The sequence below is a fragment of the Nocardia vulneris genome (assembly GCF_001613425.1).
Taxonomy (GTDB): Bacteria; Actinomycetota; Actinomycetes; order Mycobacteriales; family Mycobacteriaceae; genus Nocardia; species Nocardia vulneris.
Genome location: NZ_BDCI01000002.1, coordinates 351949 through 377085, shown reverse-complemented (window position 1 = coordinate 377085; position 25137 = coordinate 351949). Strand labels below are relative to the sequence as shown.

Here is a 25137-nt window from a genome sequence, read left to right as displayed (position 1 = left end):
ATCTCATGCTACGAACCGATCTCATCCGGCCCGTCCCGGAGATGCTGCGCGACAACGCCGGTCGCTTCGGCGACCGCGAAGCGTTCACCGACGCAAGACGGTCGATCGGCTACACCGAACTCGAGCGCCGTACGGGCCGGCTCGCGGGCAATCTCGGCTGCCGCCGCGGCGACCGGGTCGCGCTGATGCTCGGCAACAGTATCGAGATGGTCGAGGGCTACCTCGCCGTGGCCCGTGCGGCGGCGGTGGGCGTGCCGATCAATCCCTATTGCTCCGATGCCGAACTGGACCACATCCTCACCGACTCCGGGGCGGATGTGCTGCTTACACAGGCGAGTTCGGCAGAGCGGCGGCGGCACGTACTGGCGCGCCATCCGGGGCTGCGCGTAGTGGTGGCAGGTGGCGAAGGGGGCGAGCACTGCTTCGAAACACTGGCCGCCGCCGAGCCGGTCGCGCCCGCGCGCGACGATCTCGGCGTCGACGACATCGGGTGGATCCTGTACACGTCGGGGACCACGGGGCAGCCGAAGGGTGTGGTCACGACGCTCACCAAGGCGTTGTGGGGCACGGTGGCGGGTTACATCCCCGGCTTCGGACTGTGCGCTGCAGATCGGCTGCTGTGGCCGATGCCGTTGTCGCACTGCCTCGGTCATCATCTGTGCGTGCTCGGCGTCACCGCCGTCGGCGCCGGCGCGCGGGTGATCGACGGGTTCGCCGCCGGACCACTGCTGGACGCACTGGCCGCGTCGCGGGCCACCATCCTGGTCGGCGTTCCCGCCATGTTCCAGCGGCTGGTCCGCGCGGACGCGGAAGCCGTTCCCGCACACAGCTTGCGGGCATGCTGGTTCGGCGGCGCGCCCGGCTCCGACGAACTGGGCCGAGCGGTCGAGGCCACACTGGGCGTGCCCTTGCTGAACACCTACGGCGCGAGCGAGGCCACGGGCGCGATCACCGTCAATCCGCCCTCCGACCGCAACAGCCCCGCCTCGGCCGGGCTGCCGATCCTCGGGGTGAGCACCCGGATCGTCGATCCTGGTTCCGGCGCGGACGTGCCGAGCGGTGCCGAAGGGGAGCTGTGGGTCGCCGGCCCCGGCGTGATGGTCGGCTACTACAACCGACCCGACCTGACCGCCGAGGTGATGCGGGGCGAGTGGCTGCGCACCGGCGACCTCGCGCGCCGGGACGAGCTGGGCTTCCTCGAAATCACGGGCCGAATCAAGGAATTGATCATTCGCGGCGGCGAGAACATGCATCCGGGCGAGATCGAGAACGTGGTCAGGCAGGTGCCGGGCGTCGCGGACGCGGCCGTCTGTGGCAAGCCGCACGACACCCTCGGCGAGGTGCCCATCGCCCTGGTGGTGCCCGAGGTCGGCGGCGTCGATGTCGGCGCGTTGTTCGCCGAATGCCGGCGGGCGCTGGCGCACACGAAGGTGCCGGTCCAGGTGTACGAGATCGACGCCGTGCCGCGGACCCCGTCGGGCAAGATCGTCCGCCGGGCGCTGCCTACGCTGCCCAGTAGGCTGCTGGGCGGCGTCGCCGCGGAAGCGGTGGAGCACGGCGACGAGTGGGCGCGGCCCGATGCCGCGGTCCGCGCGGACCTGGCGATCCGGCTCGCCGTGCTCTCGGCCGCCGACGGTATCGCCCTGCTGTGCGAAGTGATCTCGGCGGCGGTAGCCGCGATCATCGGCGGCGCGCACGGCGAGGTCGACACGACGTTCACCGATCGGGGGATCACCTCGCTCGGCGCGGTAGGGCTGCGTAACCGGCTCGTCACCGAAACCGGGCTCGATCTGCCCGCCACGGCGGTATTCGATTACCCCACACCGAAAATCCTTGCCGGGCAATTGCGCGCCGCGCTGCTCGTGGAACACCGGCCCGCGCCACCGCCCGTTGCGCGCTCCGACGATTTCACCCGGCGGCTCGACGAGATCATGACCATGGACGCGACGGAGCTGGTGCGCCGGGCGTCGGTCGGCGCGCGCACCGCGTCCGAATCCAGCGGCATCGGTGAAGGCGACGGTGGACGGTGACGACGAACGAGGAACTGGTCGCCGCGCTGCGGAACTCGCTGCTGGAGCAGGAGCGACTGCGGCAGGCCAACTCCGAGACCGCGGCCTTGCGCTCGGAGCCCATCGCGATCATCGGGATGGGCTGCCGCTATCCCGCGGATGCCCGGACACCCGAACAGCTTTGGGATCTGGTGGCGGCCGGCGCGGAGGCGGTCTCGGAATTCCCGGCCGACCGTGGCTGGCCGTTGGCCGAGCTGTTCGATACCGAACCGGGGCGGCCGGGCAAGAGCTATGTGCGCCGGGGCGGATTCCTGTACGACGCGGCCGAATTCGACGCCGGATTCTTCGGCGTCGCGCCGCGCGAGGCCGCCGTGCTGGATCCGCAGCAGCGGTTGCTGCTGGAGGTGTCGTGGGAAGCACTGGAACGAGCGGGCATCGACCCGGTGTCGCTGCGCGGCAGCGACACCGGTGTGTTCGCCGGGGTGATGCATCACGAGTACGGCTCGGATGTGGTCGGTTCGGCGGCCTCGGTCGTCTCCGGCCGCCTCGCCTACACCCTCGGCCTGGAGGGGCCCGCGATCACCGTGGACACCGCATGCTCCTCCTCGCTGGTCGCGCTGCATCAGGCCGCACACGCGCTGCGGATGCGGGAATGCGGTCTGGCCGTCGTGGGCGGCGTGACCGTGATGGCGTCGCCGAGTTCGTTCGTGGAGTTCTCCCGGCAGCGCGGGCTCGCCCCGGACGGCCGGTGCAAGGCCTTCGCCGCGGCGGCGGACGGGGTCGGCTGGTCCGAGGGCGTGGGCGTGCTGCTGCTGGAACGGCTGTCCGCGGCGCGCCGCAACGGTCACCCGGTTCTTGCGCTGATCCGCGGTTCTGCGGTGAATCAGGACGGGGCGAGCAATGGTTTGACCGCGCCCAACGGGCCCGCCCAGCAGCGGGTGATCCGGCAAGCGTTGGCCAACGCGCAGATCGCGGCGGGTGAGGTGGACCTCGTGGAGGCCCACGGTACCGGCACCGCTCTGGGTGATCCGATCGAGGCCGGTGCTGTGATCGCGACGTACGGATGCGAACGCGCCGCCGCCGACCCGCTGTGGCTCGGGTCGGTGAAATCGAATATCGGGCACACCCAGGCCGCCGCTGGTGTCGCGGGCGTGATCAAGATGGTGGAGGCGCTGCGCCGGGCGGTGATACCGCCGACCCTGCACAGCGACGCGCCGAGTCCACACGTGGACTGGGCGTCCGGTGGTGTCGCGCTGGCCACCGGGCTGCGGGCATGGCCCCGGCGCGGTCATCCGCGCCGGGCCGCGGTGTCGTCGTTCGGCATCAGCGGGACCAACGCACACGTGATCCTGGAGCAGGCGCCCGACACGGCAGCGGCCGTGTCGTCCGAACGCGTTGCGCCGCCGGTCATTCCGTGGGTGCTCTCGGCCAAGACCACGGAATCCCTGACCGGGCAGGCCCAACGGCTTCGAGATCTGGTGCGGAGCGAGCCGGGCCCGGATCCCGTCGATATCGGGTATTCGCTGCTCACCTCGCGCTCGTCCTTCGTGCAGCGGGCGGTGGTACTCGGGAACACCCGGAAAGTGTTGACCGACAGCGTCGCCGAGCTGGCTGACGGGGAAACGGCGACGAACGTGCTGCTCGGCCGCGCCGATGTGCAGGGCAAGACAGTATTTCTCTTCCCCGGGCAGGGCTCGCAGTGGGCCGGGATGGCCGCCGAACTACTCGATTCGTCACCGGTTTTCGCGGCGCAGATCGACCGGTGCGCCGCGGCGCTGGCCGAGTTCACCGACTGGTCGCTGGTGGACCTGTTGCGTGGCAACGATAGTGCGGTGGCGGACCGGCCGGATGTGGTGCAGCCCGCGTTGTTCGCGGTGATGGTCGCGCTGGCCGCGCTGTGGCGCTCGATGGGAGTCGAGCCCGCGGCGGTGATCGGGCACTCGCAGGGCGAGATCGCCGCCGCGCACGTCGCCGGCGTGCTGACGCTGCGTGCAGCGACCCGGATCGTGGTGCTCCGCAGTCGTGCGGTGTGCGCCATAGCGGGCACGGGCGGCATGGTTTCGGTGCTGCGTCCGTACGCCGAGGTCTCGGCGCTGGTGGCAGCGCGTTGGGCGAATGAGCTTTCCGTCGCCGTGGTCAATGGTCCTGCTTCGACGGTGGTCTCCGGGGCCGCGGTCGCGCTGGACGAACTGCTGGACCACTGTGCGGTCAGTGGGATCGGCGCTCGACGGGTGGCTGTCGACTATGCCGCGCATTCGGTACAGATCGAGCCGCTGCGCGCGCGGCTCCTGGATGAACTGGGCCGGGTCGACGCGCGTTCGACCGAGATCTCGGTGATCTCCGCGGTGACCGGCGAAGTGCTCGACGGGTCGGCGATGGATGCCGGCTACTGGTATCGGAATCTGCGCGACACAGTGCGTTTCGACCGCGCGGTGCACACGGCTTACGCCTTGCGCTGCCGCGGCTTCGTGGAATGCAGCCCGCATCCGGTGCTCGGCGTCGACGTGCAGGAATTCCTCGACGACACCGAGGACGCGGACCGCAGCGTGGTGGTGGAATCGCTGCGCCGGTCCGCCGGTGGCCTCGACCGGTTCCTGGCGTCCGTCGCGGCGGCGTATGTCCGCGGTGTGCCCGTGGACTGGACGCGGATCTTCGCCGGATCCAACGCCGTCCGGGTCGAACTGCCGACCTACGCCTTCGAACGCAAACGGTACTGGCTGGAGCCGAAACCGACTGTGCCGGAGCAGGAATTCGGCGCGCACCCGTTACTGGGCACGGCGATCGAGGTGGCGGGCGGCGGCTGGTTGTGGTCGGGGCGATTGGCGTCGGATGCGCATGCGTGGCTCGCTGATCACGTTGTCGGTGGCCGGGTGGTGCTGCCGGGCTCGGCATTCGTGGAGCTCGCGTGGTGTGCGGTGGGGGTGGTCGGTGCGGCGCGGGTGGGTGAGCTGGTGTTGTTGTCGCCGTTGGTGATCGGCGCGGCGGGGGTTCGACTTCAGATGCGGGTGACCGATGGCGCGGCGCCCGGGGAGTGGCGGGTGGACATGTTCGCCCGGCCCGTGGACTCCGGTCCTGACACAGGGGAGTGGGTCCGCCACGCGACCGGCGTGCTGGACTCCGTGGCCGCGCCGTCCGAAGCCGGTGCGCAGCTGCGCGTCTGGCCGCCGGCGGGCGCGGTGCCGGTCGACACCGCGCAGGCATACGACGCGCTGGTAGCCACGGGATACGAGTACGGCCCGGTGTTCCGGGGTGTGCGATCGGTGTGGCGGCGTGGGACGGAATTGTTCGGCGAGGTGTCCTTGCCGGCGGACGCGGGGGCCGGTGCGGCGGAACGGTTCGGGATGCATCCGGCCCTGTTGGATGCGGCACTACAGGTGTCGCTGGTGGGGGCGGCGGCCACCGGTGCGGTGGACGAGTTGCAGTTGCCCTTCGCGTGGGAGGGCGCGTCGTTGTCGGCAGTAGGTGCGTCGGCGGTGCGGGTACACCTGCGGCAGCACGGCGATCGGAGGGCGGTGACACTGGCCGACCCGGCCGGTGCCCTCGTCGCGCACGCCGAATCGGTGGTGCTGCGGCCGTTCGTGGTCGAGGATCTGCGCGAGCCTCTCCGCGGGCGTGCCGAGCTGTACGAGCTGAGCTGGACGGCAGTGACCGGCATCAGGATTCCCGCCGTCGACGAGCGGTGGCACCTGCTCGAGACGAACCCCGGCTGGCAGCTGGAGCAGCCGGTCACCGATCGAACGATCCTTGCGTTGAGCCGCCCGGACGGCAGGTCGCTCTCGACGGTCGAGCGCACATATGAGTTGGTGCGAACAGTGCTCGAGTCGGTCCGGACCGTGCTGTCCGACCACCGCTTCGACGCGGCGACGCTGGTGGTCGTCACCCGCGACGCGGTGGCGATCGACGGTGCCGACATCGATCCGGCCCAGGCGGCGATCTGGGGGTTGTTGCGTAGCGCGCAGAACGAGAATCCCGGTCGGATCGGGCTTCTCGATGTCGACGACATCACCGATCACCGTGCGGCCGCCTGTGCGCTCGTGCGTTCAGGTGAGCCGCAGGCCGCTGTGCGGCACGGCGTGCTCCACATCCCCCGTCTGGCCCGCGAAGGCGTGGACAGTGTGGGTAACGCGGATCTGGTCATGTCGGGAAAGCCTTGGCAGCTGGCGGATTCGGGCACCGGCACGCTGGACGGCGAGAACCTCGTGCTCGAACCGGCCGATGCGGGCACCGAATTGGCCTCCGGCGCAGTGCGAGTGCGGCTCCATGCCGTCGGGATGAACTTCCGGGATGTGCTGATCGCCCTGGACATGGTTCCGCTCGAGGGCATCGCGGTCGGTGGTGAAGGCGCGGGTGTGGTGACGGCCATCGGACCGGGGGTGAGCCGGTTCGTGCCCGGTGATCGGGTGATGGGGCTGTTTCCGCGAGTCGGTTCGGTCGCGGTGACCGAGGAGTCGTCGCTGGTGCGGGTTCCGTCGGGTTGGGGTTTCGCGGAGGCTGCTGCGGTGCCGGTGGTGTTCGCGACGGCGTATCACGCGCTGGTGGAGTTGGCTGAGTTGCGTTGTGGGGAGCGGGTGTTGGTGCATGCGGGGACGGGTGGCGTGGGTTTGGCGGCGGTGCAGGTGGCGCGGTGGTTGGGGGCGGAGGTGTTCGTGACGGCGTCGGAGACGAAGTGGCCGGTGTTGCGGGGGCTGGGTTTTGCTGACGAGCGGATCGGTGATTCGCGGTCGTTGGATTTCGAGGCGAAGTTCTTGGCGCAGACCGGTGGTGCCGGTATGGATGTGGTGTTGGATTCGCTGGCGGGGGAGTTCGTGGATGCGTCGTTGCGGTTGTTGCCGCGGGGTGGTCGATTTGTGGAGATGGGTTTGACCGACCTCCGAGATCCGGAGCAGATCGCTGCCACGTACCCGGGCGTGCGGTATGCGGCCTTCGAACTCATGGAACTGCCCGGCGCGCAGCTGCAGCGGATTTTCGGTGAACTGCTGGCTCTCTTCGAGGCCGGTGTGTTGCACCGGATTCCGGTGACGCGGTGGGACATCAGGCGGGCTCCCGAGGCGTTCCGGTTTCTCTCGCAGGCGCGCCATATCGGTAAGAACGTGTTGACGGTGCCGCAGCCGCTGGATCCGGCCGGCACGGTGCTGATCACCGGTGGCACGGGTGGTTTGGGTGCGCTGGTGGCGCGGCATCTGGTGGCACGGCACGGGGTGCGGCATCTGGTGCTCGTTTCCCGGCGCGGCGCCGCGGCCGACGGCGTCGAAGAACTGGTGGATGACCTGACCGCGGCCGGTGCCGTCGTTCGGGTGCGTGCCTGTGACGTCTCCGACGGTGCCGCGTTGCGCGCCTTGCTGTTCGATCTCGATCCGGCACATCCACTGACGGGCGTCGTCCACGCGGCGGGCGTGCTCGACGACGCCCTTTTCGCCGATCTCGGTGTCGATCAGGTAGGCAAGGTGTTCGCGCCGAAGGTGGACGCGGCGTGGCAGCTGCACGAGGCGGTGCGGGATCTGCCGCTGTCGATGTTCGTGCTGTTCTCCTCGATCGCGGGGACGGTCGGCTCGCCGGGACAGTCGAATTATGCTGCGGCGAACGTCTTCCTGGACGCGCTCGCGTGGTATCGGCAGCGGCGCGGACTGGTCGCGACCTCGATCGCTTGGGGATTGTGGGAGCAGGCCACCGGCATGACAGGGGCGCTGACGGACCTCGATCGTGGTCGATTACGGGCGGGCGGTTTCGTGCCGATCACCGCCGAGGACGGTCTGGCGATGCTGGACGCGGCACTCGGTTCCGGACGGGAAGTGGTGGTGGCGTCGCGGATCGACACGGCAGCACTGGCACAGACACCGACTCTGCCACCGGTGTTGCGTGACGTGGCGCGGCGACTCCGGAAAGCCGCGGCGGCGGGACCGCCGGCGGCGTCGGGTTTGGTGGCTCGTTTGTCGGGTTTGGGTGTGGTGGAGCAGGGTCGGGTGGTTTTGGATGTGGTGCGGTCGCTGGCGGCGGCGGTGTTGGGGTTCGGGTCGGTGGCGGGGGTGGGTGCTGATGATGTGTTCCGGGATTTGGGTTTCGATTCGTTGGGTGCGGTGGAGTTCCGGAATCGGTTGCAGGGTGCGACGGGGTTGAAGTTGGCGACGACGGTGGTATTCGACCATCCGACACCGCTCGCGCTCGCGAAATATATTGCGGCAGAGCTGGTGCCGGCCGAAGCGGTGGTAGACCGCATTGTCGCGCAGGCGGATCTGCTCTCGGGCCTGTGCAGCGGGGCGGAACTGGACCGCGCGGAGATCGCGGTGGTCGCCGAGCGGCTCAGCGCGATCGTCCGGAGCCTGCGGGGCGGCGGCACGGAGGTCGATCTGGCCGCCGCGGACGACGACGAACTCTTCGAATTCATCGACAGCGTGCCGCCCGCCCACCAGTGAGCCGCACCGACGACAAACCACTGGAGGACCGACGATGACACCCCAACAGCATTCGACCACAAAGCGATACGCGGTCGTCGGCGCCGGAATCGCCGGGCTCGCCGCCGCGCATCGGCTGCGGCGAGCCGGACACGACGTCGAGCTGATCGAACGTGACGCGGTGCTCGGCGGCCGCATGGGCCTGGATCGGCTCGGGCAGCGCCCGATCATGGTGGGTGGTAAGAACCTGGGCCGCAAGTACTCCGAGCTGCGGGCCTTCCTGGCCGACCTGGGTGACCCGGAGCTGGAGCCGTTCGGCATCAACACCTCGCGGGTCGTGCACGGGCGACTGCTGACCTTCGACAGCACTGCGAGTCCGCTGCGCAGGTTGCGCGTGCTGCTGGACGGTGGCTCGATCACCGACTTGGTGAAGTTGTTCCGGCTCGCCCTGCGGGTCCGGCGGAAGGAGGAGAACCGATTCCTCGGCGCCGCGGACTTCACCGAAATCGCCGAGCGCCGCGACGAGCGGCCGCTGAGCGCCCACTTCGGCCCGCGAAGTGTGCGAAACATTCTGCGCGCCATGACGGTTCGGATGAACGGGGCCGAGCCGGACGAGGTCTATCTCGGCACTTTCGGGACGAACCTCGGGATGCTCATGGACACCTTCGATCAGCTCAGCGAAGGGATGGACCCGGTCATCGCGGCCTTGGCGGAACAGATCTCGGTCTCGACCCGCACGGTGGCAGTGGGTCTCGTCCTGGGCGACGGCCGCGTGCGCGGCCTGCGGGTCACGCGGGACGGTGGGGCGCCGCAGGAGCAATATTACGACGGTGTGGTCGTGGCGCTGCCCGCGCCTGCCGCCGCTGAGCTGCTGGCGAGCGAGATGCCCACGCTGAGCAAGCAACTCGCCGCGGTCACTTATTTCCCGGCCGCGGTGGCGGTCGTCGAATACGACGAGCCGGTGTTCGGGATGACGACCCGTGCCATCGCGCTCGACGACGGACCGTGCAGCAACGCCGGCGTTTACGGGACCGACGACCTGCACATCGTCCGGTACACCTTCAGCGGCCGGGCGGCGCGTTCGGCGACGCCGGACGGGGTGGACGAGTGGCTCGACCAGGCGGAAGCGCGGATCGCGGGGCTGCTCGGCCGGACCCGGATGACGCGGGTGCGCACCGTCGTCCGGCGGTGGGAGGCCGCCTACTGTGCGTACGTGCCGTTCCACGGCAGGTTCCTGCGGGCGGTGCGCACCGAGACGGCCGCGGTGGCCGGTCTCGAACTGGCCGGTGACTATCTGCGTGGCGCGCCGCTCGAGGCCGCGTTCCGCTCCGGTGCCGAGGCGGCGGACCGACTGCTCGCGACGGCGCGCGTTCAGTAGATCGAGGTCGCGCCGGGGCGCATGCCCAGCCGCCCCATCGGCGGGACCATCGCCAGCCAGGCGCCGGCCAGCGGGACATAGGGTGCCAGCCGACCGGCGAGCTCGCGGGTGACGAAGGTGAGCGGATCGCGGGCCCGCATCAACCGGAGGGCGGCGGCCGCGGCGTCGCGGTTGTAGCGGCCCGCTTCGCGGCGGTCTGCCGCGCAGGCGTCGATGTGCGCCGCTGCGGCCGTGCTGTCCTCCGCCGCCAGTGCTTTCGCGATGGCGGTCGCCGCGTCGGTCGCATCGATCACGCCGGAATTCAAGCCGCGGCCGCCGCCGAACGGTGCGAACAGATGGGCCGCCTCACCCGCGAGCAGGACGCGGCGCCGCGGGTCGGTATAGGTTTCGGCGACCACCTGCTGGAAACGGTAGGTGGAGATCCAGCGGATGTGGTCGGCGTACCAGGGGTCCAGGATTTTCGGCAGCCACTCGCGCACGCCCGCCGGACTGGCCAGATGCGCGACATCGTCGCCGCGCCTGCACTGCAGATCGACGCGCATGCCGCCGCGGAAGGGCATGTGCATGACATTGCGCCCGCCGAGTTCCGGTGTGCGGTAATGGAACAACGCGGGCTTCGACGCGGTGGATCCGTCCGGCAGTTCGGTGACGTCGACGATGATGAACGGCACATCGTCGGTGTGGCCCCACATGCGTAGCCCGAGGCTCTTACGAACCGCGGAGCGGGCGCCGTCGGCGGCTATTGCATAGGGCGCGCGCACTTTCGTGCAGTTCTCCAGGGTCAGGGTGACGCCGGAGGCGTCGGTGTGCACCTCACGGACCGTTGCGTCCCAGCGGAATTCGACGCCGTGCGCCACGCATTCCGCGTACAGGATCGTCTCGGTCTCGGTCTGCGGCAGGCTCGTACCCCGGGTCATGGCGGGCAGGACGGGCGAATGGAAGTCGAAGATGCGCCGCCCGGCGTAGTAGCAGTCACCGCCGCGCACTTGAATTCCGGCTGCGCCGATCCGTTCGCCCAGACCGGGGAGCACCTCACTGAAGCGGCCCAGCGTCCACGGCATCAGGAAGATCGCCCGGCTGCCGGGCCGGGGACGGCCCTGCGCTTCGCCTTCCAATACCAGCACGTCCAGACCCAGGCGGCGCAGCGCCAGCGCGGCGGTCAAGCCGACCGGCCCCGCTCCTACGACGACGACCGGTTGTTGACGATTCTCGTGCCACATAGCCACTCCCACGCTAAGTACGGGTCCGTACTTACGGTGACATAAGTACGGGCCCGTAACAAGAGGGGACCGTGTGGCAGGTGCGACGGCTCAGCCGATGGCGCGGTGGCCCGCGGCGAGGATCTCGACCGCGTGCGCCACGAAGCGGCTCAACCGATCCGGCCCGTACTCTTCGGGATTCGTCACGGCCTGGCGCACGAAGTGTTCCCCGACGGCGAGCAGCGACTCGGCGAGTAGGTCGTCGTCCAGTCCGGTCACGCCGCCGGCGCGCGCCCGGTCCCACGCGATGAGCGCGCGCAGATTGTCCAGTGCGACCTGACGCGTCCGTGCCGCGTGGGCGCGCACCTCCGGCGGCGCGTCGTCGGCGGGCGTGAGCAGCAGCCGGACCCCGTCGGGGTACGCGGCCACCGCGTGCAGCATGTTGCGGGCTGCCGCCTCGAGGGTGGCGGCGAACTCGGATTCCTCGGTGAATTCGGGCATCGCCGCGCCGAGCGCGTCGATCGCGCGCTGCTGCTCGCGTTCGAACAAGGCGGACAACAGCGGGCCGCGTCCGGGATAGGCGGCGTAGACGCGCGGTTTGGCCAGCTCGGCGGCGCGCGCCACGGCCTCCATGGTGACCGCCGAATACCCCTGCCGGACAACCAGATCCAGCGCGGCGTCGAGTACCTGCGTGCGCCGCACCGCCAAATCCATCCGCGGTTGCCGGGGTCGCTTCGCTGCCTCGCTCATCGGCGCCCCCGCCGGGCGCACCGTCGTGCCACCGCACACCCACGACCGCCCGGCGACACCTCCATAGGCCGGTACCCTAACGTACGGCCTCGGGGAGGCCGTGGGCCCAGCTGCGCTGTTGGCCGCGCTTGACGATGCGCCAGCCGCCGGGCGTGCGCACGTATTCGTCGAGGTACCACATGCCGAGCAAGGTCACCGCGGGATCGCCTTGCGCGACCGGCAGGACCAGTGCGTTGTAGCACATGATCCGCCCGGTCGCCCGATCGCCGTCGAGGTGGATCTCCGGGTTGCCCATCAAGTGCTGCGACGCCGAGATCGGCGCCATGCTCTGGGTCAACCACTCCTTCATATCGGCCAATTTCCCTGCGATACCGCCGAACACCGTCAGATCGATGTAGGCCTCCTCGACGAACACGTCGTCGAGGGCATCGAAATTCCGGCTGTCCACCGCGGTCGCGTACGCCACCACCAATTCCTGGATCGCCAACCGATCCGAGATCTCCTGCATGTCGAGCACCGAACCTCCTAGAACCATCACTGGAATTCGGAAGTTACCGGCGCGCGCACACCGCCCCCAGCCCCCAACAGGCCGTTCGTATCCCGCCGATCGGCGGAACCGGTCGGACACAGTTCAGCCGTTGATGATCTGGGGTGCGGCGACGGCTTTGAGGCCCTCGGTGCCGAATTCGAGGCCGTAGCCGGATTTCTTGGTGCCGCCGAAGGGGACTCGGGGGTCGAGGCCGCCGTGCGAGTTGATCCAGACGGTGCCTGCGTCGAGCCGGGTGGCGATGGCGCGGGCGGCGGTGCCGTCACTGGTCCAGACGGACGCGCCCAACCCGACGTCGAGGGCGTTGGCCATCGTGATGGCTTGTTCGACGTCGTCGTAGCGGATGATCGGAAGGGCAGGGCCGAACTGTTCTTCGGACACCAGGGGGTTGTCGTTGTCGATATCGGCGACCAGGGTGAGCGGATAGAAGTTACCGGGTGCGGCGAGATCGGGGTCGCCACCGGTGAGCAGGGTCGCGCCGGACGCGCGTGCCGCGTCGACCAGACCGGCGACGATATCGAATTGCCGGCGATTCTGCAGCGGCCCCAGAACATTGGCTTCGTCCAGTCCCCGGCCCATCGGCATGGTCGCCGCGACCTCGACGAGCGCCGCGCACACCTGCTCGTAGACATCAGTGTGCACATAGAGCCGTTTCATGGCCGCACAGGTCTGGCCGGTGTTGATGAACGCGCCCCAGAACAGATCCTGGGCGATCGCGCGCGGATCCACGTCCGGCAGCACGATACCCGCGTCGTTGCCGCCCAATTCGAGGGTCAGCCGCTTCACGGTATCGGCCGAAGCCGTGATGACGGCCTGCCCGGTGCGGGTGGAGCCGGTGAACATCACCTTGTCGATCTCTGGGTGACTCGCGAGGCGGGCACCCAGCTCGCCCGCCCCCGCTACCGCGCGCAGAATGTCCTGCGGCAGTGCGCTGTTGAGCACCTCGACGAGCGCGAGCACACTCAGCGGGGTGTATTCGGAGGGCTTGACCACGGCGGTGTTGCCCATCCGCAGCGCGGGCGCGACCTGCCAGACGGTGATCATCATCGGCCAGTTCCACGGGCCGATGGCGCCTACTACCCCGAGCGGCCGATAACGCAGTTCCGCGTGGGCGGTGTCGTCGTCGATTACGGTCTCGCCGGGCAGCGGTGTGGTCGCGGCGGAGCGCAGCCACGCGGCGCAGGCGCCCACCTCGAAGCGGGCGTTGGGTCCGTTGAGCGGTTTGCCCTGCTCCCGCGAAAGCAGTTCTGCGAGTGGCTCGCTCGCCGCCTCGATGGCCTCGGCCGCGCGCAGCAGGAGTTCGGTGCGCGCCTCGTCGGTGCGCGCCGCCCAGCCGGGCTGCGCGGCGCGGGCCCGGGCGATGGCCGCGTCGAGTTCGGTGCCGGGGTGGAAGCGGACCCGGCCGACCTCCGCGCCCGTCGCGGGATCCGAGATCACCCGGCCGTCGGGGTCGGTGACGGTCGCGAGGAGGTTCTCGTAAGTGACTGTCGGAGAGGTCATTGCGCAATCCTTCGGTGTCGGTCGGGCTCGTCGCGTGGCGAGCCGATGAATCGGTGGGCCAGCGCCTCCGACCCGCGGGCGAGCAGCGCGGCGTCCGCGCCGACGAGCAGGAACCTCGCCCCGTGGTGGGCGTACACCGCGGCCTGATCCGGGTCGAACGCGTTCACGCCCACGGGTTTCCCGGTCGCCAGGACTTCGGTGAAGGCGTGGCGCACCCGGGCGGTGACATCCGGATGGGTCTGTTGACCGAGCAACCCCATCGCGGCCGCGAGATCGCTGGGGCCGACGAAAACTCCGTCGATCCCCGGGGTTTCGGCGATGGCGCGGGCATTGTCGATGCCCTCCGGCGTCTCGATCTGCACGAACACCGACACGTGATCGGCGGCCGCGGGAAGGTAGTCCTCGATGCGATTCCAGCGCGCGGATCGCGCGAGCGCGCTGCCCACCCCGCGGCGCCCGAACGGCGGGTATTGCGCCGCCGCAGCGATATTCCGCGCTTGGTCGACGGTGGACACCATCGGCACCAGAATGTTCTGCGCACCCAGATCCAAGACCTGCTTGATGACAACGGTGTCACCCACGGGTACTCGGACGACCGGCGTCACGGCGTAGCCGGACACCGCATACAGTTGCGCGAGCACGGATTCCAGTCCGTTCGGCGCGTGCTCCATGTCGACGAGCACCCAGTCGAGCCCGGACCCGGCCATGATCTCGGCGACCACCGGCGACCCGGTGGTGATCCAGCCGCCGTACAGCGGCCGATCGGTGTTTGCCAGCACCGCGCGCAGGGTCGGATTCAGGCGAAGCGGCATGTGACGTTTCCCATCGGTCCGTAGTCGGCGAGGATGGTGTCGCCCGGCTCGACCCACAGCGGCCGGGTGAACGAGCCGGCGAGCACGAGTTCGCCGGCGTCGAGCCGGTCGCCGTGTTCGGCGAGCTTGTTCGCCAGCCAGGCGACCCCCGTCGCGGGATGGTTGAGCACCGCGGCGGCCACACCCGATTCCTCGATCGTCTCGTTGCGATAGAGCAGCGCGGCCACCCAGCGCAGGTCGACCGTGTTGGGCCGCACCGGGTTTCCGCCGTAGACCAGTCCACCCATCGCCGCGTTGTCACTGATCGTGTCGACGATGGTCCGGCCCGTCAGGTCGATCCGCGAGCTCAGGATCTCCAGCGCCGGAACCACATATTCGGTGGCTCGCATGACATCGAAGATCGTGGCGCCGGGGCCGTCGATCGGCGCACCGAGCACGAAGGCGAGTTCGACCTCGATCCGCACGTTGGCGAACCGGCCGTGTTCGATGACGGCGCCGTTGTCGTAGACCATGTCATCGAAGACGGCCCCGTAGTCCGGCTCGGTGATGCCGGTGGCCGCCTGCATCACCTTGCTGGTGAGCCCGATCTTGCGGCCGACGGGTTTGCGGCCGTTCGCGATACCGCGCCGGCGCCATTCGTTCTGTACCGCATACGAATCCGCGACCGTCATCTCGGGGTAGCGAGCGGTCAGCAAGGGGATGGTGCGGCGGTCCCGCTCTGCGGCGGCCAATTCGTCGGCGATCGCGGTGATTACCTCGCTGGGCAGCATCGGTGCTCCTGTCAGAGTTGCGCGCCGAGCTTGTACTCGCCGGGCGCCCGGCCGGTATCGGTGCGGCTGTCCGGCTTTCGGGTGTAGGAGAAGCCGTCGGCGCCGATCGTGACGGCCATCTCCGAATCGTCGGTCCGCGCGGCGATCGGCTGCGGATTGCCGTCCAGGTCCAGGACCGGAGAGGCCTCGGTGTACCAGCTCGGCACCACCGCCGTACCCCACCAGTCGCGGCGCTGATTGTCGTGCACGTCCCAGGTGACCACCGGATTGTCCGGGTCGCCGGTGTAGTAGTCCTGCGTATAGATTTCGACGCGGTGCCCGTCGGGGTCCCGCAGGTACAGGTAGAAGGCGTTCGAGACGCCGTGACGGCCGGGTCCGCGCTCGATCTGGTCGGACAGTCGCAGCGCGCCGAGTCTGTCGCAGATGGCGATGATGTTGTGCTTCTCGTGCGTGGCGAACGCAACATGGTGCATCCGCGGCCCGTTGCCGCCGGTCATCGCGGTGTCGTGCACCGTGGACTTGCGGCGCAGCCACGCCGCGTACACCGTGCCCGCCGCGTCCTGGATGTCCTCGGTGACCCGGAAACCCAAGTCCTCCATGTACTTCACGGCCCGGGGCACGTCGGGCGTGACCTGGTTGAAGTGGTCGAGCCGGACCAGCGCGCCCGGGGTGTGCAGTTCGTAGTGCCAGGCCAGCCGCTCGACATGTTCGGCGGCGTAGAAGAACTCGTACGGGAAGCCGAGCGGATCCTCGACCCGTACCGAATCCCCGATGCCCTTGGTGAAGCCGGTCGCTCGCCGCTCGACGCGACAGCCCAGCTCGGTGTAGAAGGCCACGGCCCGGTCGAGTTCCTCGGGACCGCGGACACGGTAGGAGAAGGCCGCGACGGCGGCGATCGGCCCCCGGCGCAGCACGAGATTGTGGTGGATGAACTCCTCGAACGAGCGCAGGTAGACGGTGTTCTCGTCTTCCTCGGTGACCACCAGGCCGAGGACGTCGACATAGAAGTGACGCGAGCGCGCCAGGTCCGTCACGACGAGTTCCATGTAGGCGCAACGCAGTACGTCCGGCGGCGCCGCGTCCGGCGTGCGGATCGGATGGGTCGTGCGGATCGGATCTTCGGCGGTCACCACGGGTTCGGGGGAGTCGGGGCTGATGGTCACGCTGATTCCTGCTTGCCGAAGGTCGGATTGGAGGTGGGGCCGAGGGTGATGTGCACGGCCTGCTGGTCGGTGTAGAAATCGATGGAGCGGTAGCCGCCCTCGTGGCCGAGTCCGGAGGCCTTCACACCGCCGAACGGGGTGCGCAGGTCGCGGACGTTGTTGGAGTTGAGCCACACCATGCCGGCCTCGACCGCCTGGGCGAAGGTGTGCGCGCGTTGCAGATTCGTGGTCCAGACGTAGGCCGCGAGGCCGTACCGGACCCCGTTGGCGAGCGCGAGGGCCTCGGCGTCGGTGTCGAACGGCGTGATGGCGACGACCGGACCGAAGATCTCTTCTTGAAAGATCCGCGCGTCCGGCGCGACATCGGCGAACACGGTCGGCGCGACGAAGTTTCCGGAGTCGAACCCGTCCGGCCGGCCACCGCCGGCGACCAGGCGCCCCTCGGACCTGCCGATGTCGATATAACTCATCACCTTGGCGTAATGCTCCGGATGGACCAGCGCGCCGACCTCGGTGGCCGGATCGTGCGGATAGCCGACGGCCACCCGTTTCGCCTGCGCCGCATAGCGTTCGACGAACTCGTCGTAGATCGACCGCTCGACGAGGATGCGACTGCCCGCGGTGCACCGCTCGCCGTTGAGCGAGAAGACGCCGAAGATGGTCGCGTCCACGGCGGCGTCGAGGTCGGCGTCGGCGAACACGACCGCGGGACTCTTGCCGCCCAGCTCCATCGACAGCCCCTTGAGCGACGCGGCGGCGTTGCCGAAGATGATCTGGCCGGTGCGACTCTCGCCGGTGAACGAGATCAGTGGCACACCAGGGTGTTTCACGAGCGCGTCGCCCGCTTCCTCGCCGAGCCCGTTGACGAGGTTGAACACGCCGCGCGGCAGTCCGGCCTCCTCGAAGATCCCGGCCCACAGCGACGCGGACAGGGGCGTGAACTCGGCGGGCTTGAGCACCACGGTGTTTCCGGTGGCCAGCGCGGGGCCCAGCTTCCACGACTCCAGCATGAACGGGGTGTTCCACGGGGTGATCAACCCGGCGACGCCGATCGGCTTGCGGTTGACGTAGTTGAGCTGCTGCCCGGGCACCTTGTAGGTGTCGTCCACCTGGGCGACGACGAGATCGGCGAAGAAGCGGAAGTTCTCGGCCGCGCGGCGGGCTTGGCCGAGCGCCTGGGTGATGGGCAACCCCGAGTCGAACGATTCGAGTTCGGCCAGCCGCGCGTCCCGGGATTCGACGATGTCCGCGATCCGGTACAGGATGCGGGACCGCTCGCGGGGGCGCATGCGCGGCCAGGGTCCGTCACGAAAAGCGTTGGCCGCGGCGGTCACCGCGCGGTCGATATCGGCTCGCTTGCCCGCGGCCGCCCGGACGTAGACCTCGTTGGTGACCGGGTCCAGGACGCCGAAGGTGGCGCCGTCGACCGAGTCGACGAAGGCGCCGTCGATGTAATGCCGGATCCGCGTCGGCAGGTCCGCGGGCAGATGCGGGGTGGCGGCTGTGCGCACCGCGTTCGTCATGAACGACTCCAGTTCCGGGTTCAGGTGGCCGGTAGGCCGAAAGTCTCGTCGGGGTGTTCGTGGATCAGGTAGGCGTCGAGCGTGGCGGCGCGGTGGCGGCGCGCGACCTTCTCGATCTCGCCGAGCGGTGCGCCGATCTCGATGAGGCGCACGATGTTCTCGTGTTCGCGCACCGATTCGTGCGCCCGTCCGGGGACGAAGGAGAACGTCGAGGACCGCAGATGCCCCAGGCGCGCCCATTCCGCCTCGACGAGCGCGACGAGGCGGGGATTCACGCACTTGGTGAACAGGATCGAATGGAACTCGTGGTTGAGCGCGGTGAAGGCGCTCGGGTCGAAATCGCCCAGGGAATCGACCATTCGCTCGTTGACCGCTCGCGCGCGGCGCAGGTCGTCCTCGGTGAGGCGGCCCGCGGCGAGCGCCGTCGCGGCACCTTCGAGCACGCTCAGCGCCTGCATGCTGTGCCGATACTGCGAATCGTCCACCATCGAAACCTGCGCGCCGACATTGCGTTCGAAGGTGACCAGGCCTTCGGCCTCGAGCTGGCGGATGGCTTCGCGCACCGGGACCACGCTCATGTCGAGTTCCTTGGCGATGGTGCTGAGCACCAAGCGGTAACCCGGCGTGTACTCCTGCCGCGCGATCCGCTCCTTGAGCCAGTGGTACGCGACCTGTGACTTGCTCTGCGTAGCACTGGGATTCACTGGCTCTTGCGCCACTCTCGGTACCTCGCCTTCCATTCCGCATCGGGGGGAAACAGCCCGTGCACCGGATGGCCGGCGCGGACCTGCTCGGCGATCCAGCCGTCTTGGATCTCCTGTTCCAGAGCATCGTCGACGACCGCCGCGGCCAGGCTCGGGGGTAGGACGAGCACCCCGTCACCGTCGCCGACGATGATGTCGCCGGGCTGCACTGTGGCCCCGCCGCAGCAGATGGTGAGATCGGCGTCCCACGGCACGTGCCTGCGGCCGAGGACCGCGGGATGCGGGCCGGCGGTGAAGACGGGGACGCCGATCTCGGCGACTGCGTCGTGGTCGCGGATACCGCCGTCGGTCACCACACCCGCCGCCCCGCGCACCTCGGCCCGGAGTGCGAGGATATCGCCCAGCGTGCCCGATCCGGTCTCGCCGCGCGCCTCGATGACGATCACCTCGCCCGGCGCCACGGTGTCGAACACCCGCTTCTGCGCGTTGTAGCCACCGCCGTGGGCCTCGAAGAGGTCTTCTCGATTCGGCACGAACCGCAGTGTGCGCGCGATGCCGACGACCCGGACGCCGGGGCGTACCGGCCGTACGCCGTCGATGGACACGTTGTTCAAACCACGCTTGCGCAGCTGCTGCGACAACGCCGCGACCGGCACCCGGGACAGTTTGTCGCGCAACTCGTCGGGGAGCGCGGCACGGGGCGCGGGCAGCCCTGCGGCGCTACGCGATCCCCAGGCCTCGATACGCTGGGTGTCATCGATCGACGGGAGCGAGCCGAGCGCGGGGTCGAACTCGTGGCTGCCCCGCTCGACCGTGGTGACCAGTCGCCCCGAGCTGAGTGTGGCCGTCGCGCCGGGCGCGTCGACTTCCACTTCGACCACGTCGCCGGGTACGACGACCGACGATCCGGCCGGGGTGCCGGTGAGGATCACGTCGCCGGGTTCGAGCGTGAAGTGCTGCGAGAGGTCCGAAACCAGCTGGGGGAGTGCGAAGATCAGGCCTGCCGTGTGATCTTCCTGGGCGAGTTCGCCGTTGACCCAGGTGCGCACGCGCAGGGCGGCGGGGTCGACGGTCCGCGCATCGATGAGTTCCGGGCCCAGCGGCGTGAATCCGTCGCCACCCTTGGCGCGCACGTTCGAACCCTTGTCGTTCGTTCTGAGGTCGTACAGGCCGAAATCGTTGCCCGCGGTGACGAAAGCGACATGCCGCCAAGCGGATTCGATCGGCACCCGGCGGGCCGGGGCGCCGATGATCAGGGCGATCTCGCCTTCGAACGCCAGCAGTTCGGTGCCCGCGGGCCGCTCGACGACACCGCCGCTGGCCGCGACCGAACTGCTCGGCTTCAGGAAATAGGACGGGTGTGCCGGTCGGCGACCACGCTGATCCGCGCGGGAGGCGTAGCTGAGATGGACCGCGACGATCTTGCCGGGCCGGCTGGGCAGCGCGGAAAACCGTTGCGCGCCAGCGTCGTTGCCGATCTTCATAAACCTCCTCGGCCACTCTTGCATCGTATTTCAAATCGTATATCATTGGTGAATCGCGTCGCAAGTGACGCAGATCGCATTTCATCGCCGTAGAGCATGTCCGGCATCGAAGGAGTCCCAGATGAGCGCGCCACCCCGGTCTGGGATGCCGAACCTCCCGTTCGTCAGCGAAACCGACCGCCGCCGAGTGGTTTTCGCGACCGTGGTCGGCACGACGATCGAGTGGTACGACTACTTCGTCTACGCCGGGGCCGCCGGACTGGTCTTCGGCAAGCTCTTCTTCCAGCCCGCGGGAGACTCGATCGCGACCCTGCTCTCCTTTCTCACGGTGGGGATCAGTTTCCTGTTCCGCCCGCTCGGCGCGTTTCTGGCCGGTCATTTCGGGGACAAGTACGGCCGCCGCGTCATCCTGATGGTGACGCTGGTGGCCATGGGCGCCGCGACCACGCTGATCGGCCTGCTCCCGACCTACGCCACGATCGGTGTCGCCGCTCCCGTCGCGCTGATCCTGCTGCGCATCCTGCAGGGCGTCTCCGCGGGCGGGGAATGGGGCGGGGCGGTGCTCCTGGCCGTCGAACACGCACCGCCCGGTAAGCGCGGGGTGTTCGGGGCCGCGCCGCAGGTGGGCGTGCCGCTCGGGCTGCTGCTGGCCTCCGGCGTGCTGGCCCTGATGACGGTGGTCGCGCCGGGGGACGCCTTCCTCGAATGGGGCTGGCGCGTCCCGTTCCTGCTGTCGATCGTGCTCATCGTGATCGGCCATTACATCCGCAGGCGCGTCGAGGAGAGCCCGGTCTTCGTGGAACTCGCCGAGCGCAGTGAGCGGGCGACCATGCCCGTCCTCGAACTGTTCCGCAGGCACGGGCTGCTCGTCCTGGTCGCGGCGCTCGTCTTCGCGGGCAACAACGCCGTGGGGTACCTGACGACCGGCGGTTATATCCAGAACTACGCCACCGATGTCCACGGGCCGGTCGGTCTCGACCGCGGGCCGGTGCTGTGGGCGGTCGCCGGCTCGGCGGTCACCTGGTTGCTGTGCACCTGGCTCGGCGCCGCGCTCAGCGACCGGATCGGCAGGCGTACAACCTATCTCATCGGCTGGGTGCTCGTGCTCGCCGCCTTGATCCCGCTCTTCCCACTGGTGAACACCGGCAATCCCTGGCTGCTCTGCGGCGGACTCGCGCTGCTGACGGTGGGCCTCGGCTTCACCTACGGCCCGCAGGCCGCGCTCTACGCCGAACTGTTCCCGGCGTCGGTCCGATTCTCCGGTGTCGCGGTGTCGTACGCGCTCGGGGCGATCCTGGGCGGGGCGTTCGCGCCGACGATCGCCACGGCGCTCGTCCGGGCCACCGGCACGACCACCTCGGTCGTGCTCTATCTCGGCGGGTTCGTGCTGCTGAGCCTGGTGGCCACCGCGGCCCTGCGGGAGCGCAGCGCGATCCCCTTGGGGCCGGATCATGAAGCAGCACAGGCGATCAGCCCCATCAGAGGAATGACGAGGGTCTGAACAATGCAGTTCCACCATCACGGATACGTGTCCACCGATCCGCGCATCCAACCGGCCGCGGGCGTCGGCCTGGACCGCCCCGACGACCTGCCCGACGAGGTGGACGTGCTGATCGTGGGTACCGGCCCCGCCGGCATGATCACCGCCGCGCAACTGGCGCAGTTTCCCACCGTCGTCACCCGGATCATCGAACGGCGCCCGGGGCGGCTGGCCATCGGACAGGCCGACGGCATCCAGGCGCGCAGCGTGGAGACGTTCCAGGCGTTCGGCTTCGCCGAACGCCTCGTCGCCGAGGCGTTCCGCATCACCGAAATGACGTTCTGGAAACCGGATCCCGCCGATCGGACCCGGATCGTCCGCGCCGCGCGGACCCAGGACGATCCGACCGGGATCAGCGAATTCCCGCATCTGCTGGTGAACCAGGCCCGGGTGCTCGACTACTTCGCCGAGGCGATGCACAACGCCCCCACCCGGATGCGGCCCGACTACGGCTACGAGTTCCGCGACCTGGAACTCACCGGCGGCGCCTATCCGGTGGTAGTCACGCTGGCGCACTCGGCGGGCGACCGCGAAGGGCAGTTGCGGACGGTACGCGCGAAGTATGTGGTCGGCGCGGACGGGGCACACAGCCGGGTGCGTGCCCGCATCGGCTGTGTCCCGCAGGGCGATAAGGCTTTTCATGCCTGGGGCGTGATGGATGTACTGGCCGTGACGGACTTTCCGGATATCCGCACCAAATGCGCCATCCAGTCCGGTTCCGGCGGTAGCATTCTGCACATTCCGCGCGAGGGCGGCTATCTGTTCCGCATGTATGTCGACCTGGGCGAGATCCCCGCGGACGACCACGGCAAGGTGCGCGCCACCGGCATCGAGGCGATCATCGAGCAGGCCAACGCGATCCTGCATCCCTACACGCTCGACGTTCGACATGTCGCGTGGCACAGCGTCTACGAGGTCGGCCATCGGGTGACCGATCGCTTCGACGATGTGCCGCTCGACGAACTGGGCAGCCGGATGCCCCGGGTGTTCATCACCGGCGACGCCTGTCACACCCATAGCGCGAAGGCCGGGCAGGGCATGAACGTCTCGCTGCAGGACGGCTTCAACCTCGGCTGGAAACTGGGTCACGTGCTCGCGGGCCGGAGTCCCGAGGCCCTGCTGGCGACGTATTCGGCTGAGCGGCAGGTGATCGCGCGCAAGCTCATCGACTTCGACCGCGAATGGTCGAGCATGATGGCCAAGCGTCCGGAGGAGTTCGACTCACCCTCCGAGTTGGAGGACTTCTACGTCAAGACCGCGGAATTCCCCGCTGGATTCATGACGGAGTACCCGTCATCGATGATCGTCGGGGACCGGACCCGGCAGCATCTCGCTACCGGCTTTCCGATCGGAAAGCGCTTCAAATCGGCACCGGTGGTCCGGGTCGCGGACGCGAACTCGGTCCACCTCGGGCATCACCATCGCGCCGACGGCCGCTGGCGCATCTACGCTTTCGCCGCCGATCCGGGCACGGCGGGGTCCGCGCTGGCCGGATGGGCGCAGTGGCTCGCCACGTCGCCGGACTCTCCGGTGGTCGCCTACACGCCGAAGGACGCCGACGTCGACAGCGTCTTCGACGTGAAGGTGGTCTACCGGCAGCCGCACACCGACGTCGACCTCGCGGCGGTGCCGGAGACCTTCCTGCCGACGGTCGGTCCGTTCGGGGTGGTCGACTACGAGAAGGTGTACGCGACCGATCCGGAGGCGGACATTTTCGCCGAACGCGGCATCGACAGCGGCGGCGCCGTCATCGTCGTGCGCCCCGATCAGTATGTGGCGGCGGTACTTCCGCTCACGGCTACCACGGAGCTGGCCGAATTCTTCGGCCGTATCCTGCTTTCCCCGCACCGTCCCGCAGCAGCGGTCGCCGAATTCGCGAAGGACGAAGCGTGACCAGAAACAGCCCGGCGTCGAACGAGCCGGTCCGGCACGACGATCGGTTGCGCCGCGGTTCGCTCGGCGTGTTCGGCGTGACATTCTTCGTCATCTCGGCGGCCGCGCCGCTGACCGCGATGGCGGGCGGTGCGCCGGTGGCGATGCTGCTCGGTAACGGGCCGGGTGTGCCCGGCGCCTACATCCTGACCGCTGGCACGCTGCTGGTATTCGCCATCGGTTATACGGCGATGGCCCGTCACCACATCAGTACCGGGGCATTCTACTCCTACGTCACCCGCGGTCTCGGTCCGCAATGCGGTGGTGCGGCAGCCTATCTCGCCTTGCTGAGCTACAACGCCATGCAGATCGGCCTCTGGGGCCTGTTCGGCGCCGCGACCGGTGGTTTCGTGGCCGACCAGTTCGGACTCACGATCGACTGGTGGGTGTACGCGCTGCTCGGCATCGCCCTCGTCGCGGTGCTCGGATACCGGCAGATCGATCTCTCCGTCAAGATGCTGTCGGTTCTGGTGGCCGCCGAATTCCTCGTCGTCCTCGTGCTGGCCGCCGCGATCGCCTGGCGCGGTGGCACCTTCGGCAGCACCGCACTGAGCGGCGCACCGCTGACACCGAGCGCGCTGACCAGCGGCTCCCTGCCGATCGCGCTGCTGTTCTGTTTCGCGTCGTTCGTCGGCTTCGAGGCCACCGCGATCTACGGTGAAGAAACCGCGGACCCGAAGCGGACGGTGCCGCGCGCGACGTTCCTGTCCGTCCTCACCATCGGCGTCGTCTACACCGTCGTCACCTTCCTGATGATCAACGGTGCGGGCGTGGACAACACGCGCGGCTTCATCGAAAAACTCACGGACCCGACGACATTCCTGTTCGAACTCGGCGATTCCTATCTCGGATCCTGGTTCACCACCATCATGCGCCTGCTGTTCTGCACGAGCGTGTTCGCGGCCGTGCTCGCTTTCCACAACGCGGTGGCTCGCTACACCTATGCGCTCGGCCGGGAAGGACTGCTGCCGGTGCGTGCGGGCCGGACCCACGTGGTGCATCGGAGCCCGCACGTCGGGTCGGTCGCACAGTCGGTGCTGGCGTTACTGGTGGTCGCGGTTTTCGCGGTGACCGGCCAGGATCCGGTGCGCGCGCTGTTCACCTGGCTGACCAACCTCGGCACGCTGGGCGTGATCGCGCTGATGGCCGCGTGCTCGTTCGCCGTCGTAGCGTTCTTTCGCAGGAACCGCGACCTGGATCGCAATTTGGTCCGAACGCTCGTCGCGCCGGTCGTCGCGGGCTCGGCTTTGAGCACCGTACTCGGCTATGCGATAGGGAATTTCGATCTGCTGATCAGTTCCGGCGGGATCCTCGTCTGGCTACTGCCCAGTCTGCTCTTGGTCGCTGCGGTGCTCGGAATCGCTGCGGCGCTTCGGCTTCGAACCCGCGCCCCGCAGCGGTACGCGGAGATGGGACGACACTATGTCTGACAGAGGC

General features: G+C 68.9%; 16 protein-coding genes. 6 read left to right on the top strand and 10 right to left on the bottom strand.

Annotated features, from left to right (window positions below; all coding sequences use genetic code 11):
- Positions 1-5 precede the first annotated feature (5 nt).
- Genes NVU01S_RS03585 through NVU01S_RS03575 form a run of 3 tightly spaced genes read left to right on the top strand, consistent with a single transcriptional unit; the run spans position 6 to position 9776 of the window.
- Positions 6-2030, top strand: coding sequence for an AMP-binding protein (locus tag NVU01S_RS03585; protein ID WP_052281464.1), 2025 nt, complete (start codon positions 6-8; stop codon positions 2028-2030).
- Entirely contained in the window at positions 2027-8419 is a 6393-nt protein-coding gene (locus tag NVU01S_RS03580) for a type I polyketide synthase (RefSeq protein WP_063048053.1), read from the top strand. Before NVU01S_RS03585 ends, NVU01S_RS03580 begins: the two co-directional genes overlap by 4 nt.
- Positions 8420-8453: 34 nt before the next feature.
- Positions 8454-9776, top strand: coding sequence for an FAD-dependent oxidoreductase (locus tag NVU01S_RS03575; RefSeq protein ID WP_052281178.1), 1323 nt, complete (start codon positions 8454-8456; stop codon positions 9774-9776).
- Here NVU01S_RS03575 and NVU01S_RS03570 read toward each other — a convergent pair.
- The 10 genes from NVU01S_RS03570 to NVU01S_RS03525 form a co-directional block, all read right to left on the bottom strand.
- The gene (locus NVU01S_RS03570; protein WP_052281179.1) at positions 9770-10996 is read right to left on the bottom strand and encodes an FAD-dependent oxidoreductase; all 1227 of its coding nucleotides are present in this window, start codon (positions 10994-10996) and stop codon (positions 9770-9772) included. The genes NVU01S_RS03575 and NVU01S_RS03570 overlap by 7 nt on opposite strands.
- 90 nt (positions 10997-11086) lie before the next feature.
- Positions 11087-11725: a TetR/AcrR family transcriptional regulator gene (locus NVU01S_RS03565; protein WP_082859538.1), complete on the bottom strand. Its 639-nt coding sequence runs from the start codon at positions 11723-11725 to the stop codon at positions 11087-11089.
- A gap of 76 nt (positions 11726-11801) precedes the next feature.
- Positions 11802-12233 (bottom strand): nuclear transport factor 2 family protein, encoded by a 432-nt coding sequence (locus NVU01S_RS03560; protein ID WP_244467461.1) that lies wholly within the window; start codon positions 12231-12233, stop codon positions 11802-11804.
- 123 nt (positions 12234-12356) lie between these two features.
- Entirely contained in the window at positions 12357-13772 is a 1416-nt protein-coding gene (locus NVU01S_RS03555) for an aldehyde dehydrogenase family protein (protein ID WP_043678753.1), read from the bottom strand.
- Entirely contained in the window at positions 13769-14584 is an 816-nt protein-coding gene (locus NVU01S_RS03550) for an HpcH/HpaI aldolase family protein (protein ID WP_043678755.1), read from the bottom strand. Before NVU01S_RS03550 ends, NVU01S_RS03555 begins: the two co-directional genes overlap by 4 nt.
- Positions 14569-15354, bottom strand: coding sequence for a 2-oxo-hept-4-ene-1,7-dioate hydratase (gene hpaH, locus NVU01S_RS03545; protein WP_043678757.1), 786 nt, complete (start codon positions 15352-15354; stop codon positions 14569-14571). The genes NVU01S_RS03550 and hpaH overlap by 16 nt, the downstream gene beginning before the upstream one ends.
- 11 nt (positions 15355-15365) lie before the next feature.
- On the bottom strand, positions 15366-16484 hold the full coding sequence (gene hpaD / locus NVU01S_RS03540) for a 3,4-dihydroxyphenylacetate 2,3-dioxygenase (RefSeq protein WP_280140879.1): 1119 nt from the start codon (positions 16482-16484) through the stop codon (positions 15366-15368).
- A 29-nt stretch (positions 16485-16513) separates the two neighbouring features.
- The gene (gene hpaE / locus NVU01S_RS03535; RefSeq protein ID WP_043678761.1) at positions 16514-18040 is read right to left on the bottom strand and encodes a 5-carboxymethyl-2-hydroxymuconate semialdehyde dehydrogenase; all 1527 of its coding nucleotides are present in this window, start codon (positions 18038-18040) and stop codon (positions 16514-16516) included.
- A 20-nt stretch (positions 18041-18060) separates the two neighbouring features.
- Positions 18061-18759: a GntR family transcriptional regulator gene (locus NVU01S_RS03530; RefSeq protein WP_043678763.1), complete on the bottom strand. Its 699-nt coding sequence runs from the start codon at positions 18757-18759 to the stop codon at positions 18061-18063.
- Positions 18741-20228, bottom strand: a complete 1488-nt coding sequence (locus NVU01S_RS03525) for a fumarylacetoacetate hydrolase family protein (RefSeq protein WP_043678766.1) — start codon at positions 20226-20228, stop codon at positions 18741-18743. Before NVU01S_RS03525 ends, NVU01S_RS03530 begins: the two co-directional genes overlap by 19 nt.
- 145 nt (positions 20229-20373) lie before the next feature.
- Between NVU01S_RS03525 and NVU01S_RS03520 the strand changes: the two genes are divergently transcribed.
- From NVU01S_RS03520 to NVU01S_RS03510, 3 genes are read left to right on the top strand one after another with little or no spacing between them, the layout of a single operon-like run.
- The gene (locus NVU01S_RS03520; RefSeq protein ID WP_082032349.1) at positions 20374-21729 is read left to right on the top strand and encodes an MFS transporter; all 1356 of its coding nucleotides are present in this window, start codon (positions 20374-20376) and stop codon (positions 21727-21729) included.
- Between the two features lie 3 nt (positions 21730-21732).
- On the top strand, positions 21733-23661 hold the full coding sequence (locus NVU01S_RS03515; protein ID WP_043678768.1) for an FAD-binding monooxygenase: 1929 nt from the start codon (positions 21733-21735) through the stop codon (positions 23659-23661).
- Complete coding sequence (locus NVU01S_RS03510; protein WP_043678769.1) at positions 23658-25130, top strand: APC family permease; 1473 nt, start codon at positions 23658-23660, stop codon at positions 25128-25130. Before NVU01S_RS03515 ends, NVU01S_RS03510 begins: the two co-directional genes overlap by 4 nt.
- The last annotated feature ends 7 nt before the right edge of the window (positions 25131-25137 follow it).

Bases quoted from the DNA above. Each gene is read 5' to 3' on its own strand.
- NVU01S_RS03565 (WP_082859538.1), bottom strand. From the start codon at position 11,725: ATGAGCGAGGCAGCGAAGCGACCCCGGCAACCGCGGATGGATTTGGCG.
- NVU01S_RS03555 (WP_043678753.1), bottom strand. From the start codon at position 13,772: ATGACCTCTCCGACAGTCACTTACGAGAACCTCCTCGCGACCGTCACC.
- NVU01S_RS03550 (WP_043678755.1), bottom strand. From the start codon at position 14,584: ATGCCGCTTCGCCTGAATCCGACCCTGCGCGCGGTGCTGGCAAACACC.
- NVU01S_RS03560 (WP_244467461.1), bottom strand. From the start codon at position 12,233: ATGCAGGAGATCTCGGATCGGTTGGCGATCCAGGAATTGGTGGTGGCG.
- NVU01S_RS03585 (WP_052281464.1), top strand. From the start codon at position 6: ATGCTACGAACCGATCTCATCCGGCCCGTCCCGGAGATGCTGCGCGAC.
- NVU01S_RS03515 (WP_043678768.1), top strand. From the start codon at position 21,733: ATGCAGTTCCACCATCACGGATACGTGTCCACCGATCCGCGCATCCAA.
- NVU01S_RS03520 (WP_082032349.1), top strand. From the start codon at position 20,374: ATGCCGAACCTCCCGTTCGTCAGCGAAACCGACCGCCGCCGAGTGGTT.
- hpaH (WP_043678757.1), bottom strand. From the start codon at position 15,354: ATGCTGCCCAGCGAGGTAATCACCGCGATCGCCGACGAATTGGCCGCC.
- NVU01S_RS03570 (WP_052281179.1), bottom strand. From the start codon at position 10,996: ATGTGGCACGAGAATCGTCAACAACCGGTCGTCGTCGTAGGAGCGGGG.
- NVU01S_RS03525 (WP_043678766.1), bottom strand. From the start codon at position 20,228: ATGAAGATCGGCAACGACGCTGGCGCGCAACGGTTTTCCGCGCTGCCC.
- NVU01S_RS03575 (WP_052281178.1), top strand. From the start codon at position 8,454: ATGACACCCCAACAGCATTCGACCACAAAGCGATACGCGGTCGTCGGC.
- hpaE (WP_043678761.1), bottom strand. From the start codon at position 18,040: ATGACGAACGCGGTGCGCACAGCCGCCACCCCGCATCTGCCCGCGGAC.